Source organism: Marinobacter sp., from assembly GCF_041595835.1.
GTDB lineage: Bacteria > Pseudomonadota > Gammaproteobacteria > Pseudomonadales > Oleiphilaceae > Marinobacter.
The window spans coordinates 15,304-30,691 of the sequence record NZ_JBFHJO010000035.1 but is presented as its reverse complement, the minus strand read 5'-3'; the positions used below and the strand labels follow the sequence as shown (position 1 = coordinate 30,691).

16 protein-coding genes are annotated in these 15,388 nt (G+C 53.3%); 7 read left to right on the top strand and 9 right to left on the bottom strand.

Features of this window, described 5'->3' with window-relative positions; genetic code table 11:
* The 8 genes from ABYA77_RS11320 to ABYA77_RS11285 form a co-directional block, all read right to left on the bottom strand.
* Positions 1–609, bottom strand: a 609-nt coding sequence (locus ABYA77_RS11320; RefSeq protein ID WP_372966081.1) for an arginyltransferase, incomplete at its 3' end; no start/stop codon positions are given.
* Positions 610–1,323 (bottom strand): leucyl/phenylalanyl-tRNA--protein transferase, encoded by a 714-nt coding sequence (aat, locus tag ABYA77_RS11315; protein WP_372966080.1) that lies wholly within the window; start codon positions 1,321–1,323, stop codon positions 610–612.
* Between the two features lie 15 nt (positions 1,324–1,338).
* Positions 1,339–2,292: a thioredoxin-disulfide reductase gene (gene trxB, locus ABYA77_RS11310; RefSeq protein ID WP_372966079.1), complete on the bottom strand. Its 954-nt coding sequence runs from the start codon at positions 2,290–2,292 to the stop codon at positions 1,339–1,341.
* A gap of 67 nt (positions 2,293–2,359) precedes the next feature.
* On the bottom strand, positions 2,360–3,271 hold the full coding sequence (locus tag ABYA77_RS11305; RefSeq protein ID WP_372966078.1) for an AAA family ATPase: 912 nt from the start codon (positions 3,269–3,271) through the stop codon (positions 2,360–2,362).
* 7 nt (positions 3,272–3,278) lie between these two features.
* Positions 3,279–4,199 carry a carbon-nitrogen hydrolase gene (locus ABYA77_RS11300; RefSeq protein ID WP_372966077.1) on the bottom strand — a complete coding sequence of 307 codons (921 nt, stop codon included), beginning with the start codon at positions 4,197–4,199 and terminating at the stop codon, positions 3,279–3,281.
* Positions 4,196–5,248 (bottom strand): agmatine/peptidylarginine deiminase, encoded by a 1,053-nt coding sequence (locus ABYA77_RS11295; RefSeq protein ID WP_372966076.1) that lies wholly within the window; start codon positions 5,246–5,248, stop codon positions 4,196–4,198. Before ABYA77_RS11295 ends, ABYA77_RS11300 begins: the two co-directional genes overlap by 4 nt.
* Positions 5,249–5,346: 98 nt before the next feature.
* On the bottom strand, positions 5,347–5,652 hold the full coding sequence (locus tag ABYA77_RS11290; protein WP_372966075.1) for a hypothetical protein: 306 nt from the start codon (positions 5,650–5,652) through the stop codon (positions 5,347–5,349).
* A gap of 103 nt (positions 5,653–5,755) precedes the next feature.
* A complete protein-coding gene (locus ABYA77_RS11285; RefSeq protein WP_372966074.1) occupies positions 5,756–6,343 on the bottom strand; it encodes a PilZ domain-containing protein in 588 nt (195 codons plus the stop codon).
* Positions 6,344–6,438: 95 nt separating this feature from the next.
* Here ABYA77_RS11285 and ABYA77_RS11280 point away from each other — a divergent pair, with 95 nt between their 5' ends.
* Both ABYA77_RS11280 and lolD read left to right on the top strand, forming a co-directional pair.
* Positions 6,439–7,683 (top strand): lipoprotein-releasing ABC transporter permease subunit, encoded by a 1,245-nt coding sequence (locus tag ABYA77_RS11280; RefSeq protein WP_372966073.1) that lies wholly within the window; start codon positions 6,439–6,441, stop codon positions 7,681–7,683.
* The gene (gene lolD / locus ABYA77_RS11275; protein WP_372966072.1) at positions 7,676–8,386 is read left to right on the top strand and encodes a lipoprotein-releasing ABC transporter ATP-binding protein LolD; all 711 of its coding nucleotides are present in this window, start codon (positions 7,676–7,678) and stop codon (positions 8,384–8,386) included. The genes ABYA77_RS11280 and lolD overlap by 8 nt, the downstream gene beginning before the upstream one ends.
* A gap of 11 nt (positions 8,387–8,397) precedes the next feature.
* On the opposite strand, the gene ABYA77_RS11270 is transcribed toward lolD, so the two are convergent.
* Positions 8,398–8,919, bottom strand: coding sequence for a DUF2062 domain-containing protein (locus ABYA77_RS11270; RefSeq protein ID WP_372966071.1), 522 nt, complete (start codon positions 8,917–8,919; stop codon positions 8,398–8,400).
* A gap of 78 nt (positions 8,920–8,997) precedes the next feature.
* On the opposite strand from ABYA77_RS11270, the gene ABYA77_RS11265 reads away from it, so the two are divergent.
* From ABYA77_RS11265 to lpxK, 5 genes are all read left to right on the top strand, one after another.
* The gene (locus ABYA77_RS11265) at positions 8,998–11,442 is read left to right on the top strand and encodes a DNA internalization-related competence protein ComEC/Rec2 (RefSeq protein ID WP_372966070.1); all 2,445 of its coding nucleotides are present in this window, start codon (positions 8,998–9,000) and stop codon (positions 11,440–11,442) included.
* A 72-nt stretch (positions 11,443–11,514) separates the two neighbouring features.
* Positions 11,515–12,141, top strand: coding sequence for a MotA/TolQ/ExbB proton channel family protein (locus ABYA77_RS11260; protein ID WP_372966069.1), 627 nt, complete (start codon positions 11,515–11,517; stop codon positions 12,139–12,141).
* A gap of 5 nt (positions 12,142–12,146) precedes the next feature.
* Complete coding sequence (locus ABYA77_RS11255) at positions 12,147–12,572, top strand: ExbD/TolR family protein (RefSeq protein ID WP_372966068.1); 426 nt, start codon at positions 12,147–12,149, stop codon at positions 12,570–12,572.
* Entirely contained in the window at positions 12,569–14,341 is a 1,773-nt protein-coding gene (gene msbA / locus ABYA77_RS11250; RefSeq protein ID WP_372966067.1) for a lipid A export permease/ATP-binding protein MsbA, read from the top strand. Before ABYA77_RS11255 ends, msbA begins: the two co-directional genes overlap by 4 nt.
* On the top strand, positions 14,338–15,384 hold the full coding sequence (gene lpxK, locus ABYA77_RS11245) for a tetraacyldisaccharide 4'-kinase (protein ID WP_372966066.1): 1,047 nt from the start codon (positions 14,338–14,340) through the stop codon (positions 15,382–15,384). Before msbA ends, lpxK begins: the two co-directional genes overlap by 4 nt.
* The last annotated feature ends 4 nt before the right edge of the window (positions 15,385–15,388 follow it).

Genomic DNA, 15,388 nt, shown 5'->3' with positions numbered 1-15,388 from the left:
GTAAAGATGGGGTAATTCGCGCCGTTGGGTTTCCTGGATCTGCCAGAGTACGGCGTAGGTACCGAGGCTTCGGCTATCATATTCAGGAGCGAACACAGTATAAATAGCCGATAAACCATCATTCAGCAGGTCGATAGCAGCCAGCCCGACCAGTTCTCCATTAAGTGTCATTTCAAGGAACCAGGAATCTGTTGATCCCTCAACGAGGAACGAGGTGAACTGTTCTCTGGTTGGCGGGTACATGTCTCCGTCCTGATGACGCTCTTCAATATAATGGGCGTAAAGGCCGTAATACCGTTCACTGTACGCGGCTGGAACCAACCTGCATTCAATATCTGAATTTTTGCTTAAAACCCGGCGCTGGTTACGATCGGGCTGGAATTGATCAACCTTCAGGCGAACAGGGATGCAAGCTGAGCAGCCGTCACAATGAGGACGGTAATAATGAGAGCCGCTGCGCCGGAACCCCAGTGCGGTTAACTGACTGTAAAGCTTTTTGTCGATTTCAGCCCGAGGGTCCACAAACATAGTAGTGGCTTCACGGTTTGGCAGATAGCTGCAATCGTGGGCGGGGGTAGCAAAAAAAACGAGCGTTCTGAGATTACTCATTTATGCCTCCGGGCCAGACCATTGCCACGTAATGGTCCATTCTCGGTGATCTGGTTCTCGATCTACATATGTTTTGAGTATAGATAAAAACTCTGCTCTCGGAATGTTTCTGGCGCCCATAGTTAGCAGGTGACTGCTCTCTACCTGGCAATCCATGATTTGGTAGCCCCAGGTCCGGAGCTGGTTGGCCAGATGGACCATCAAGGCTTTTGAGGCGTTGGTTTCGAGGGAGAACATGGATTCACCAAAGAAGCACTGGCCGAGTGCAACCCCGTACATGCCTCCGACAAGCTCACCATCCTGATTCCAGGCTTCAATGGAGTGTGCAACCCCGATGCGATGCAGTTGGGTGTAGGCTTCGACCATCTCATCGGTAATCCAGGTGCCTTCGGCTCTTACTGCTGCACAGAGTCGGATAACACGGCTGAAGCATCGGTCAGCCGTGATCTGGAATTTTTGCTGGTTGAGTGTGCGCCGGAGGCTTCGGGAGACGTGGATTTCTCCGGGTATCAAGACGCACCTGGGGTTGGGTGACCACCACAGGATGGGCTGGTCATCACTGAACCAAGGGAAAATGCCGTTTTGGTACGCCAGCAGAAGCCTGTCGGCAGACAGGTCTCCGCCGACAGCTAATAGCCCATCTGGATCTTCCAGAGCCTCTTCGGCTGGTGGGAACCAGAGCTCATTTGGTTCTATCCAGGGTAACGACGTCATGTTGTCGTGTCAGCCTTAGCCCTGCTGATCCAGGAATCTTTCAGCATCCAGAGCAGCCATGCAACCGAAACCTGCAGAGGTCACAGCCTGTCGGTAAACGTGGTCAGCTACATCACCCGCAGCAAAAACACCAGGGATACTGGTTTGCGTTGCCATGCCGTTCAGTCCGGACTGAATGCGCAGGTAGCCGCCTTCCATGTCAAGCTGGCCTTCAAACAGGCTGCTGTTGGGCTTGTGGCCGATAGCAATAAATACTCCGGCTAAATCGATGTCCTGGGTGCTACCGTCTTCAGTGCTCTTAATGCGCATACCGGTGACGCCGGTGTCATCGCCCAGAACCTCATCCAGAGTGTGATTCCAGACAATGTTAACGTTGCCATTTTTGGCTTTTTCGAACAGCTTGTCTTGCAGAATCTTTTCCGAGCGCAATTTGTCCCGGCGGTGAACCAGAATTACTTCATCTGCAATATTGGACAGGTAGAGAGCCTCTTCAACAGCTGTGTTGCCACCGCCGATAACGGCGACTTTTTGCTTGCGGTAGAAAAAGCCGTCACAGGTGGCGCAGGCTGAGACACCCTGACCTTTGAACTTTTCTTCGGACTCCAGGCCGAGATACATAGCGGAAGCACCAGTCGCGATGATCAGCGCGTCGCAGGTGTACTCGCCGCTATCACCTTTGAGGCGGAAAGGGCGACTCTGAAGATCGGCTTCGTTTATGGTGTCGTAAACAATCCTGGTTTCAAAACGCTCTGCATGTTTTTGCATGCGCTGCATAAGTTCCGGGCCTTGTACACCATCGTTGTCACCTGGCCAGTTATCGACGTCAGTGGTGGTGGTAAGCTGGCCGCCCACCTCAATGCCGGTAATCAGGGTTGGGTTCAGGTTGGCACGGGCTGCGTAAACGGCCGCAGTATAGCCTGCGGGGCCGGAGCCAAGAATGATCAGACGGGAGTGTTGAGTTGTGCTCATCGGGTTCTCGCTAATATTTGGGTAGATGGTTAGCTCGCTAGAAAGGAACTATGCGGTCAGTGCCGGGTTATTCAAGTACAGAGACGCTGGTTAGCAGGTGTCGAACCCGCTCGGTGCTCTTGCCGGTTTCACCCTGTTCAAGGCGGTGTTCCGCAACTGATGGAAATACCGCTTGCAGGTCATCTGGTAATACGTGGTCTCGCCCTGCCATGAATGCCCAGGCTTTGGCTGCGCGGAGCAAGCCAAGACCGGCTCTCGGGGAAAGGCCGTACATCAGTCCGGGCATTCGCCGGCTTTGTTCCAGCAGGCGCTGAAGATAGTCGAGCAGGGCCGGGCTTGTGGTGACTTTTTCTGCTGCTGCCTGGGCTGCTTCAAGTTCGGCTTGCGGCAGAATGGCCTCCATGCGATCCGTCAGGGATTTACGGTCTTCGCCCTCAAGCAGCTCCCGTTCGGCCTTGGGGTCTGGATAGCCCAGTTTCAGACGCATCAGAAAACGGTCCAGTTGGGATTCCGGCAGCGGGAAGGTGCCGCCTTGCTCAATGGGATTCTGAGTTGCAATCACAAAAAACGGAGACGGTAGTGGTCGGGTTTCGCCTTCTATGGATACCTGGCGTTCTTCCATGGCCTCCAGCAGAGCGCTTTGGGTGCGTGGCGATGCGCGGTTGATTTCGTCGGCCAGAACGATCTGGGCAAAGATAGGCCCGCGGTGGAAAACCAGGCTGCCCGCTTGTTTGTCGTACATGGAATAACCCAGTACGTCGGCGGGCAGCAAATCGTTGGTGAACTGAATGCGTTGGTAGCTCAGTCCCATAATCTTTGCCAGGGCATGAGACAGGGTGGTTTTTCCCATCCCCGGGATGTCTTCAATCAGCAGGTGGCCGCGGGCAAGAAGTCCGCACAGGGCCAGGCGTATCTGAGTTTCTTTGCCCAGCAGTATTGTGTTAAGCGCGGTAACAACATTGTCCAGTTTTTGTTTCATGCAGATCTCAGTCTCTTACCCGTTTCAGGATATCGCCGTAAGCATCAATGCGCCTGTCTCTGAAGTATGGCCAGATCCGGCGAACCGATTCGGTGCGGTTTCGGTCTAGCGTGGTGATCAGAATGCATTCTTGCTGGTCATCGGCGCGGGCCAGAAACTCTCCCTGTGGCCCGCAGATAAAACTGTTGCCCCAAAAACGGATGCCGGCAGTGTGGCCGGCGGGGTCAGGCTCAGTACCCACTCTGTTTGGGGCAATAACAGGGAGGTTGTTGGCGACAGCATGGCCGCGTTGGACAGTTACCCAGGCTTCCAGTTGTCGGGCTTGTTCTTCGGGGGCGTCGGTGGTGTCCCAGCCGATCGCGGTGGGGTAGATCAGAATTTCTGCTCCAGCTAAGGCCATCAGGCGAGCAGCTTCGGGATACCACTGGTCCCAGCAGACTAAAACGCCTAGTTTGCCTATTGACGTGCTGATGGGGGTGAAGCCGCTGTTGCCATCATTGAAGGTGGCGTCACCAGGTGTGAAATAGAATTTTTCATAAAATCCCGGGTCGTCCGGGATATGCATCTTCCGGTAAATGCCGGCAATGCTGCCGTCGCGATCAAACACCACTGACGTGTTGTGATAGACACCGTTCATTCGCCGCTCGAAAACAGAGCCGACTAATACAATTCCGAGCTCTTTTGCCAGGGCAGCCAGATGGTTGCTGGTGGGGCCTGGAATGGGTTCTGCCAGCTCAAAAATATCTGTGTCTTCGGTCTGGCAGAAATACAGTGTGGCGTGCAGTTCCTGAAGAACCACCAGTTGAGCACCACCTCTGGCCGCCTCGCGGATCAATCGTTCTGAAGTGGCCAGGCTGGCGTGCTTGTCATCACTGCAGGTCTGTTGAATGGCTGCAACAGTCAGTTGGTTGGCGCTTGTCTGGTTCATAGGCTCACTGCTCCCGCTGGAATCTGCATGGTAACGCAATGCAGGCTTCCGAACTGGTAAATCAGGGGGCGGCAATTGATGGGGATGATTTCCCGGTCAGGGAAAATCTGGCTCATCACGCGGATGGCGTCCTGATCCTGAGGTACATCGTAAACGGGCAGTAGAACGGCTCCGTTAATAATCAGGAAGTTAGCGTAGGTTGCAGGTAGGCGCTCACCGTCTTTGTTGTAGATGGCGTCTGGCCAGGGCAGAGTGGTCAGCTTATAGGGCGTGCCGTCTTTCTGACGAAATCCCTGGAGCTCTTCTTCCATGGCTGCAAGGGCACTGTAATGCTCGTCGGAGACATCCGGGCAGGCCACATAACAGATGTGATCCGGCGTGCAAAAGCGGGCCAGGGTATCAATGTGGCTATCGGTGTCATCACCAGCCAGATAACCGTGGTTCAGCCAGAGAACGCGATCAGCCCCCAGTAACTCCTCAAATAGCTGTTCTATGTTAGAGCGACCCATGGATGGGTTACGAGATGGGGTTAACAGGCACTCGCTGGTGGTCAGAATTGTGCCCTGGCCGTCCGACTCAATAGAGCCACCTTCAAGTATAAAGTCCACCGCCTGCATGGGGTGATTGCCAAACACCCGGGCATTGGCCAGATGTTGGTTCAAAGCGTTGTCTTTCTGATAATTGAATTTGCCACCCCAGGCGTTGAACTGGAAGTCCAGCAGTGCCAATCCATCACTTGTTTCGACAGTAAGAGGGCCGTGGTCGCGGGCCCAGGTGTCATTGGCTGGAGCTGGCACGGTAATAACGCGTCCAGGCAAACTGTTGCTTTCAGACCATTCGTTCAGTTCTTGCCCCAGCTCTTGCAAGCGGGCGACATATTCGCAGCTGATGATCAGGTGCTCAAAACGAAGGACAGCTTTCGCTATGGCCAGGAAAACCGGCTCTACGTCAGCCATGATCCGGGCCCAATCAGTGCCAGGGTGGGGCCAGGTCAGCATGACTGCGCTCTGGGGAGCCCACTCCGCAGGCAAAACTCGCTTTGAACTCACTGTATAAACCACCTTGGTTCGCAAAAACTGTCATTCTATCTGACTGTTACTGGAACGTCAGGGTGTTGGTAGAGAAAATTGAACCGGGGAGCGCCGGTTCAATTTTTGTTGCGCTTCACTACAGCGTGTATTACACGGTCATATTCGAAATAGACCACAAAGTCAGAGTAGCTCCATTGGGTAATGGGGGGTTCTCCGACGGGGCCGCGGATGTCCTGCGGGGCGCCCCAGCGGTTGCGCACAGAGTCCTGGCTCATGCCGTTGCTGGGAAGGCTGATCTGGCTGCGATCTGCCTGGCTGCCTACCGGGATGGTAAGATCTTCTGCCTGAAGAGCGGGGGCTGTACCGGCTAAGATCAGCGCAGCCATAGTGAATGCTGCTCGCAGGTTTCGATTCTTTTTCATTGGGTGCTCCATTAAAGCCTGATTATCTGCAGATTGTCTGCAGCACATGGATAAAACGTAATATCGTGAAAAGCTTAGCAAAAGCCAACACTTTCTTGAGAGTTTACTCTTTTTGCTTTTGCCTTATTTGCCAGCGCATCACATGACGTGCAATTTGTTGCCGGTCACTTTCGTGCAAGTCGATAAACTCAGCCTGAACCCGTGCGCCTCCTGAAGTGACTGGTTCAACATCAAGCACTTTGGCAATAGCTTGCGGTTGATAAAGGTCTGGGGGCAGTGTCATTCGCACGGCCATCCGATCACCTGCCAGCCACGTTGCCGACGGGCTAAAAAAAGCCAGTCCACCTTCGCTCAGTGTCACATCCTGCCAGTCGTCCGGTTGCAACGGATTTTGCTCAAAGGCGATAATGCGCGCCAGCGTATCCATCTTACTGTTCAGGGACTTAATCAATCCTGTCAGTAAACGGTCACGTTCGGCAAGATTGGCCAGGTGTGTTTTTATATCCTGGTCGAGCCGGCGGAATTCGGCTTTCAGAGATTCCAGTGGTGTGTTGGTAAAGAGGTCGGGGTCAGCCTGATCCTGTTCCGCTAGCCGACGGACTTCCAAGCCAATACGATCATGGATCCGGAAATATTCCCGGCGATCCTGTGGCGATCGGGCGTCAGTGCCCGTAGTATCTCTGCTTGGCATCCTATCTCCGGATTGTTAAGTTTTTTGTTGGTACAGAGTAGTTTAGCAGTTTCTTAAACCACGACAGACCTGAAGGTAGCGACAGGCACCTCCCCATGTTCAGACCCTTATCGTTTTACATTGGTTTGCGGTACACCGCAGCCAAGCGGCGTAATCACTTTATTTCGTTCATCTCACTCACGTCCATGATCGGACTGATGTTGGGAGTGGCGGTACTCATTATTGTACTGTCAGTGATGAACGGTTTTGATCAGGAGCTTAAACAGCGCATTTTGGGCATGGTTCCTCATGCCACGATTCAGGGGGCGTCTGGTCCTTTGGATGACTGGGAAGAGCTTGATCAGCGTATTGAGCAGCATCCGCACGTTTTGGCTGCGGCCCCGTTTATTCAGGGGCAAGGCATGGTCACCGGGGGTGGCAATGTTCGTGGAGTGATGCTGAGCGGCATACTTCCGGAACAGGAAGCATCGGTGTCAATTATTGAAAACCATTTTGTGGAAGGTGGGTTAGATGATCTCAAGTCCGGAGAGTTCGGCATTATCATAGGCCGCTTGATGGCAAACAGTTTGCGCCTTGGTGTTGGCGACAAGTTGACGGTAGTACTGCCTGAGGCCTCTGTCACACCTGCTGGTGTGCTGCCAAGGCTTAAGCGTTTTACCGTGAAAGGGATCTTTAGCGTCGGGGCTGAACTGGATGGCAATTATGCGCTCATTCATATGGATGATGCGTCCCGGTTAATGCGCACCAATGGAAAAGCTGAAGGATTGCGGCTTTTGATGGACGATTTATTTTCCGCACCGAGAGTGGTAAATGAGGTTGCCATGAGTCTGGGAGGTCGTTACTACGTATCCGACTGGACCCGCACCCATGGCAATCTGTTCAACGCAATTCGCATGGAAAAAACCATGATCGGGTTGCTGTTGATGTTTATTGTCGCGGTTGCTGCCTTCAACATTGTCTCTACACTCGTGATGGTTGTAACTGACAAAACAGCCGATATCGCCATTCTTCGAACAATGGGGGCAACACCGGGCCGGATTATGCGCATCTTTATCATTCAGGGCGCGGTCATTGGTGTGTTTGGTACGCTGATTGGCACCGTGCTTGGGGTCTTGGGCGCGCTTAATATCAGTGCTTTCATTGCATGGCTGGAAGCCGCTATGGGGCACCAGTTCTTGAGTTCGGATGTTTACTTTATCAGCTATTTGCCATCCCAGTTGCAGTGGCAGGACGTAATGATTATCAGTGGTGCCGGCCTGGCGATGAGCTTGCTGGCAACGATTTACCCAGCCTGGCGTGCGTCACGGGTCGAACCGGCAGAGGCGTTGCGCTATGAGTGATGTACAGATGATAAACAAAGTAACGCCCTTGGTGATTGATTGCCGGCAGGTGACACGAACGTACAGTGAAGGGCCGGAAAAACTCACGATTTTTTCGGATATATCGCTGGAGGTATCGGCGGGTGAAACGGTTGCCATTGTGGGCAGCAGTGGTGCGGGTAAAACGACGCTTCTGAATTTACTGGGTGGTCTGGATAAGCCTTCGTCGGGTCAGATCGAGATTTGTGGCCAGGACATTCATGCTTTATCGGAAGCTGGTCGTGCGCGTTTCCGAAATAAACATTTGGGTTTTGTGTACCAGTTTCATCATCTTTTGCCTGAGTTTACAGCGCTTGAAAATGTCATGATGCCCTGTGTACTTGGCGGTGTTGCGCCCAAAAAGGCGAAACTTAAAGCTGAGGCATTGCTGGTCCGGGTAGGTCTGGCTGAGCGGCTGCGTCACAAGCCTGGTGAGCTGTCGGGCGGTGAACGCCAGCGAGTGGCCATCGCAAGGGCATTGGTGAATGAGCCTAGCTGCGTATTGATGGATGAGCCCACCGGTAACCTCGACCAACACACGGGCGAGGGTATTCGTGCCCTGATTCAGGATTTGAGGGATAACTCCGGAACTGCATTTATCATGGTTACCCATGACATGGGGATGGCCAGAAGCCTGGGCAGAGTATTGCGCCTGGAGCAGGGGCGGTTGATTCAGGAGCCCTGATTACTGGCGCGCTACGGCTTGATTCTTAAGCGGCGGCGCAATTGCCAGTCAGATCGGACTTTTCTGCGCCAGAAATATTGAACGGCCAGATAACCTGCGCAGGCGCCCAGTGTTGCCATGAGCAATGAGCCAAGATAAAGCGGAATGCCGATTTCAAACAGTCGGGTACTGACCCAGTGCCAGTTTGGCTGAAACTCAAACGGTAATACCGGCCGGTCAAGAATCCAGGCACCAACTTTGTAATTGAAATAGAAAATGGGAGGCATGGTCAGCGGGTTGCTGATCCAGACCAGCGCCACTGACAAGGGCAGGTTGGCGTTAAACCAGATGGCGAAAAAGGCAGCTGCAACCATTTGGAACGGCATTGGGATAAAGCAAAACCAGACCCCGATGAGGAAGGCTCGAGCAACGCAGTGGCGGTTAATATGCCAGAGGTTAGGTTCGTGAAGGATATCGCCTAGAAAATGCAGGGTCTTGATAGACTGCACTTTCTCTGGAGTCGGCAAATACCGTTTCATGAACCTCTTCGGCATAGGAAGTTCGGCCTGTTCTCTCGGTATGGATGGTGACCGGCAAATAGAAAGTCGGTTTTTTAGAACGGAGGACAAGGATTGTCCAAGTATTCTCGGTTCAGCTATCGGGCTGAACGATCTCTTCTTGGCCCAGCAGGCATTCTCGCATTCTGTTGCGGCATTATCTTACTTTATCGGTTTGCCGTTTTGCCACCTTATCAGTGGTTGTTTTTGTTGTTGATTGTACTGCTACCTCTTTTGTTTCTTGAATCTTCGCGCCTCCATGCTGTTTTTGTATGGCTGATGTGGGCCGGTGTTGGTTTAAGTTGGGCTGCCTGGCATGCCGATTCACGTTTGACGAATATTCTGCCGTCAGAATTGGAGGGCATTCCACTGACGGTGTCGGGTTACGTCTGCGACTTACCTCAGCCCGGCAGTTTCAACAGCCTGCGATTTACTTTGTGCGTACATCGTTGGCATCAGCCTCCTGAAATGGAAGTTGAAGCCGCGTTGCCACTTAAGGTTCGGCTTGCCTGGTATGGTTCAGCGCATAAGGTTTTGCCGTCTCAGCAATTAAAACTTCTGGTTGTTCTCAAACGTCCTCACGGCACTCTTAACCACGCCGGCTTTCGCTATGAGGATTGGTTGTTTCGTCATGGCGTTCGGGCAACAGGGAGCGTTCGTAAACTGGAGTCAGCTCCGGAAGTTCCTTGCCGTTTGGATTGTACTTATCGCGCCTGGCACCGGGGTATGGCTGCCATCGTCGAACGGTACTTCGGGGCGGCAGAGCATTACCCATTGATTGCTTCGTTGTTGATGGGGAACCGTGGTCACCTTTCCCCGGATCACTGGGTGACACTCAAGGCAACAGGCACTATTCATCTTGTGGCTATCTCTGGTCTTCATCTGGGGTTAGTGGCGCTGGCTTCTGGAATGATAGGGCGTCGAATGATGCTGTTGGCCCCATCAGGAATGCTGTCCGAGCATCGCATCAGAAATGTTGTTTTTGCGATGGTTCTGCTGTGCTGTCTGATATATGGGTTGCTTGCTGGTATGACCGTACCCACTCAGCGTGCACTTGTGATGGTGGTTGTCGGAGGCTGGTATATCCTGAAAGCTCAAGAGATCAGTCCGTGGTATCCCTTTGTTGTAGCGCTTGGTCTGGTGCTTCTGGTTGATCCTTTTGCGCCTCTGGACCAAGGGTTTTGGCTTTCCTTTGCTGCGGTGGCTTTATTGTTATCAGTGTTTGCCGGAAGACTGGGGGCTCCGGGCTGGCTTGCAGGGCTGGTGATTGCCCAGTGTGCAGTTTTTGCCGGCCTATGGCCCATTCTGGATGAGTTGGGGCAGGGCCAGCCAGCAGCAGGCCTGATTGCAAATATGGTAGCGATACCGTGGGTATCATTCGTGGTGATGCCAGTCCTGTTTTTGGGAAGCCTGCTGACGCTTGCCAGTGGCGGGGTACTGGCGGATGTTTCGATTAATTTGTTTGATGCCGTACTTGGAGTCTTATGGTTTGCTCTGGAAATGGCTCAGTCCATGCCGATGCCAGAGTTGCGTAGCGTTTCTTTACCGGTTTTGCTGACGTTGGCTGTCATCACTGTGATAGCTGTGCGCTTCCCTGACGGGCGTTTTCGTGTGATCAGTGGATTGGCGATACTGTCGTGGCTTGTTTTAGGGCTTCCGGCTGCACCTGAGGCCAGTAATTCATCAGTACCAGAGCCTGAGGTCCGTATCTGGGATGTCGGGCAAGGGTTGTCTGTTCTTGTAAGGTCAGGGCAGGAAGTGCTGCTCTATGATACGGGGCCCGAAGTGGAGGGTGTCTTCTCTGCTGTTGAGTCGGTTTTGATACCTAATTTAAAAGCACTTGGCGTGAAGCGTCTTGATCGCCTTGTCATCAGTCACGGCGACAGTGACCATTCGGGCGGTTTGCCTCAGTTGCTGGCAAAGACGTCGGTCGGGCTGCTTTCAAGCGGAGAGCCGGAGAAGGTTCAACAAAAACTCAGGGTTGAGTCCAGGCCTGACGTGGCGCTGTGTTCACAGGAGACTCACAGGCTGGGGAATTTGGAATTATCCTTCTGGCGAAGTCATTCCGGTCGCTCGGGCAATGATGCCTCTTGCGTTCTGCGTGTGTTGCATCCTGAATCCGAAACGGACCTGATTCTTGCTGGAGATGTCAGCCGTAAAGTTGAGGCTGAAATGCTGGCAGACCCAGAAGCGGGATGGCTTTCAGGGTTTGAAGGGCGGCGGATCCTGATTGCACCGCATCACGGCAGTAAAACCTCTTCTTCTACCGCCTGGATTGCGGCTGCCCGGCCAGACTGGGTTGTTTACACTGCGGGCTACCAACACCGGTTCGGGCACCCCCATCGTGATGTGGTGCAACGATATATGGAAGCCGGGGCTTATGCCTTGAACACAGCCTGCTCAGGACAGTTAACCATAACCTTCACCGCTGGCGGCCCGGAGATCGATGAAGCCAGAGGTGGCGGGCCATTCTGGATTAGCGGGCCGGGCCTTACCCGGGATCAATGTAAAATACCATGACATTCCAGGTGTGGCCTGTACCGGCAGCTATGCTAAAGTAGCGCGGCTTGTCATTAATCAGGGAGATCAAGCGTGTTTGAGCTGTTGAAAGCTGGTGGCATCCTGATGGTGCCCATTGTTGCCTGTTCCATTCTGGCACTTGCGATCATTCTGGAGCGTTTCTGGTCTCTGCGGGCTTCCCGCGTGGCGCCGTCGCAATCCATCAATGAACTTTGGCGCTGGATAAAGAAAAAAGAGCTTAATGGGCGCAAGCTGAAAGCGCTTCAGAGTTCTTCACCGATGGGGCGTGTCCTCGCTGGCGGCCTGATGAATGCCAAATATGGTCGCGAGATCATGAAAGAGAGCATTGAGCACGAGGCCAGTCAGGTAATTCACGAACTCGAGCGCTTCCTCAACCCGTTGGGAACCATTGCTACGATCACCCCGTTGCTTGGCCTGTTGGGTACTGTAATTGGCATGATCAAAGTGTTTGCTGAAATTCAGCTGGCCGGGGTTGGTAATGCTGGCAACCTGGCAGGTGGCATTTCTGAAGCCTTGATCACAACTGCTTCGGGTCTGAGTGTGGCCATTCCTGCCTTGATCTGTCATCGCTACTTTATTCGCCGCGTTGATGAGCTGGTGGTTAACATGGAGCAGGAAGCCATTAAACTGGTGGAAGTGGTTCATGGTGATCGTGAAATCGACGTAGAAGGAGCCTGAACGCCGTGAAGTTCAAGCGCCAGAGAAGCCAGGAAGTCGGGGTCGACCTGACGCCACTGATCGATGTGGTTTTCCTTCTGCTGATATTCTTTATGGTGTCCACCACCTTCACTCGGGAAAGTCATCTTGAAGTGGACTTGCCGGAGGCAAGCGGAGATCCGGTGGCGGCTTCCGAACTGCGTCAGATCGACGTGGTGATAAATGCAGAAGGTCAATACATCCTTAATGACAAAGCGTTGGTTAACAACCGTCGCGAAACCCTCGAACGGGGTGTCAGTGAGTTGGCCGAGGGTGATAGCAGTTTGCCCTTTATCATAACGGCAGATGCTCGCACGCCCCATGAATACGTTGTTCGGGCGATGGACGTGGCTGGCCGCTTAGGCTTCACCAAGTTGAGCATAACCACCGAGCGGGAGGCTGAGAGCCGGTGATTGAGTCAAGGCCGGAACCTCTCAAGGTGCCACCTGCCGGAAGCTGGGCCACCTATAAACGCTTGCTTACCTATGTGAAGCCGTTCTGGCTGGCATTTACCCTGGCCGTTTTCGGTAACGTGCTTTATGCGGCGGCATCTACAGGGATGGCGGCGGCCATGGAGTATGTCATTACGGCAATCGAGAATCCGACCTCACAGAATCGCGTGCTTTTGACGGTATTGATTGTTGGTGTGTTTGCGCTTCGGGGGTTGGGAACTTTCTTTAGTCAGTATTTCATCAGCTATGTTGGCCGGAATGTGATTAATGCTCTGCGTAATGACGTTTTTGACCGGCTCATGACACTTCCGTCCCGTTACTTTGATGAGAACGCTGCTGGCCGGTTGGTGTCAAAGCTGACATTCAACGTTGAGCAAGTAGCGGAAGCGGCCACTAACGCGATTACTATTACACTTCGTGAAGGCCTGACCATTATTGGTCTGCTTGGCTTCATGATTTATACCAACTGGAAACTGACATTGGTGTTTCTGACCGTGGGGCCGGTGATTGGGCTGGTGGTGAGTTATGCCAGTAAGCGGTTTCGTAAAATCAGCCAGCGTATACAAGGTTCCATGGGAGATATTACCCATGTGGCATCGGAATCTATCTCCGGTTATCGGGTAGTTCGTACCTTCGGTGGTGAAGACTATGAACGTGAGCGCTTTCGTGATGTCAGTGCCCGGAATCTGAAGCAAAGCCTGAAAATGGCCTCTACTCAGGCCATCAGTGTGCCGGTGATTCAGGTGCTGGTCGCCGTTGCTATTGCAGCACTGGTCTGGACAATGCTGGCCCCTGAAATTCGAGGTGAAATGTCGACCGGTCAACTGATTGCCTTTATCACTGCTGCAACGACCATGGCCAAACCTATTCGTCAGGTTACCTCCGTACACTCCAAAATTCAGAAGGGGGTTGCAGCGGCTTATGATGTGTTTGAGACCATCGATGAGCAGCCAGAGAGCGACGGTGGAGAGTACGCGCCCGAACGTGTAGAAGGTCATATAGAGTTTGATCAGGTGTCCTTCCGTTACCGTGACCAACTGGATGACGTGCTGAGCCAGATCTCGGTTGATCTGCCAGCTGGGCAGAGTGTTGCGCTGGTTGGCCGGTCGGGTAGCGGTAAATCCACCATGGTCAGCCTGCTGCCACGTTTTTACGACTACACCGAAGGTGAAATCCGGGTTGATGGTCACCCCCTGACAGACTATTCGCTGAAAGCACTGAGGGCCCAGGTAGCGCTGGTTACACAAAATGTCGTGCTGTTCAACGATACCATTGCGGCCAACATCGCCTACGGTGCTTTGCGTGATTGCAGCCGTGAGGAAATTCGTGAGGCTGCTGCGAAGGCTCATGCGTTAGAGTTCATTGACCGCATGCCTGAAGGGCTGGACACCATGATCGGTGATAACGGTGTGATGCTTTCCGGTGGCCAGCGCCAGCGCCTGGCCATTGCCAGAGCCCTGCTTAAGAACGCTCCGATTCTGATACTGGATGAGGCTACATCGGCTTTGGATACTGAGTCTGAGCGCCACATTCAGGAAGCCCTCGAAACAGTAATGCAAGGGCGGACGACTCTGGTTATAGCGCACAGGCTGTCTACCATTGAGAAAGCCGACCGGATACTGGTGATGGAGCAGGGGCGCATTATCGAGTCTGGAACCCATAGCGAACTTTTGGCTGCTGGTGGGGCTTATGCCCAGTTACACCAGGTGCAGTTTAGTGAGCATGCATGAGCAGCATGATTGACCGTTTTTGGTACGGCCGAAGTCGGCCGCTGGCTGTCCTGGCACCACTGGCCTGGCTTTACCGAACCATTTCCGAATCAAAGCGCCGAAAGGCCACGCAGGCACAGGCCGGGAGACTGCCCGTGCCGGTTGTGGTGGTGGGTAACATAACGGTGGGTGGCACCGGAAAATCACCACTTACGGCTCGATTGGTTGAGTGCATGCGTAAAGAGGGCTGGCGCCCCGTTATCCTGACCCGGGGTTATGGGGGCAAAAGTGACCATTATCCCTTGTTGGTAAAAGAGGGAACGCCTCCGAGTGTTTGTGGTGATGAACCCCTTATGCTTTCGCTGGCTACCGGATGCCCTGTAGTGGTTGATCCTGAACGCCTTCGGGGAGCTCGCTGGGCTCTGGATCAAGGTTTGGGCGATGTGCTGATCTGCGATGACGGACTTCAGCATTACCGTTTGCCCCGAGATATTGAGTTGGCGGTGTTTGATGCCCAGCGGGGTATTGGTAATGGTGCATTATTACCGGTAGGCCCTCTTAGAGAACCCCTTGAACGGCTTGCCTCGGTGGATTTTGTGATTCTGAATGGCAAGGAGTTTCCTCAGGCTGATCATCGTATTGAAGAGTTTGCCGGAGTGGAGCACCCGGACATTCATGCCATGGTTTTGCAGCCGGCTACTCTGGTCAACATAAACTCAGGCGCAAGTTTGGATCCATCCGTTCTTAGCGGTAAGCCCGTGCGAGGAGTAGCTGGGATTGGGAATCCTGATCGATTTTTTAATACACTCAGGCAGTTAGGAGCTCATGTTCAGGCGGTTTCTTATCCTGATCATCACCGGTTCCGGCCTGAAGATTTGGCGTCTGGCGCGTTGGAATGGCTGGTTATGACAGCCAAAGACGCGGTGAAATGCCGCGGTTTTGCGCCTGATAACGCCTGGGTCTTGACGGTTGATGCCCGACTGTCAGAACCTTTTGAACAGCGTTTTTTGCAGCAGCTCAGGGAATGTGCTGAGCCACTGCAACCTCAAGTTACCGAGAGATAAAACC

Excerpts from the sequence above, each read along its gene's own strand:
- aat (WP_372966080.1), bottom strand. The coding sequence starts at position 1,323 with ATGACGTCGTTACCCTGGATAGAACCAAATGAGCTCTGGTTCCCACCA.
- trxB (WP_372966079.1), bottom strand. The coding sequence starts at position 2,292 with ATGAGCACAACTCAACACTCCCGTCTGATCATTCTTGGCTCCGGCCCC.
- ABYA77_RS11305 (WP_372966078.1), bottom strand. The coding sequence starts at position 3,271 with ATGAAACAAAAACTGGACAATGTTGTTACCGCGCTTAACACAATACTG.
- ABYA77_RS11300 (WP_372966077.1), bottom strand. The coding sequence starts at position 4,199 with ATGAACCAGACAAGCGCCAACCAACTGACTGTTGCAGCCATTCAACAG.
- ABYA77_RS11290 (WP_372966075.1), bottom strand. The coding sequence starts at position 5,652 with ATGAAAAAGAATCGAAACCTGCGAGCAGCATTCACTATGGCTGCGCTG.
- ABYA77_RS11285 (WP_372966074.1), bottom strand. The coding sequence starts at position 6,343 with ATGCCAAGCAGAGATACTACGGGCACTGACGCCCGATCGCCACAGGAT.
- ABYA77_RS11280 (WP_372966073.1), top strand. The coding sequence starts at position 6,439 with ATGTTCAGACCCTTATCGTTTTACATTGGTTTGCGGTACACCGCAGCC.
- lolD (WP_372966072.1), top strand. The coding sequence starts at position 7,676 with ATGAGTGATGTACAGATGATAAACAAAGTAACGCCCTTGGTGATTGAT.
- ABYA77_RS11270 (WP_372966071.1), bottom strand. The coding sequence starts at position 8,919 with ATGCCGAAGAGGTTCATGAAACGGTATTTGCCGACTCCAGAGAAAGTG.
- lpxK (WP_372966066.1), top strand. The coding sequence starts at position 14,338 with ATGAGCAGCATGATTGACCGTTTTTGGTACGGCCGAAGTCGGCCGCTG.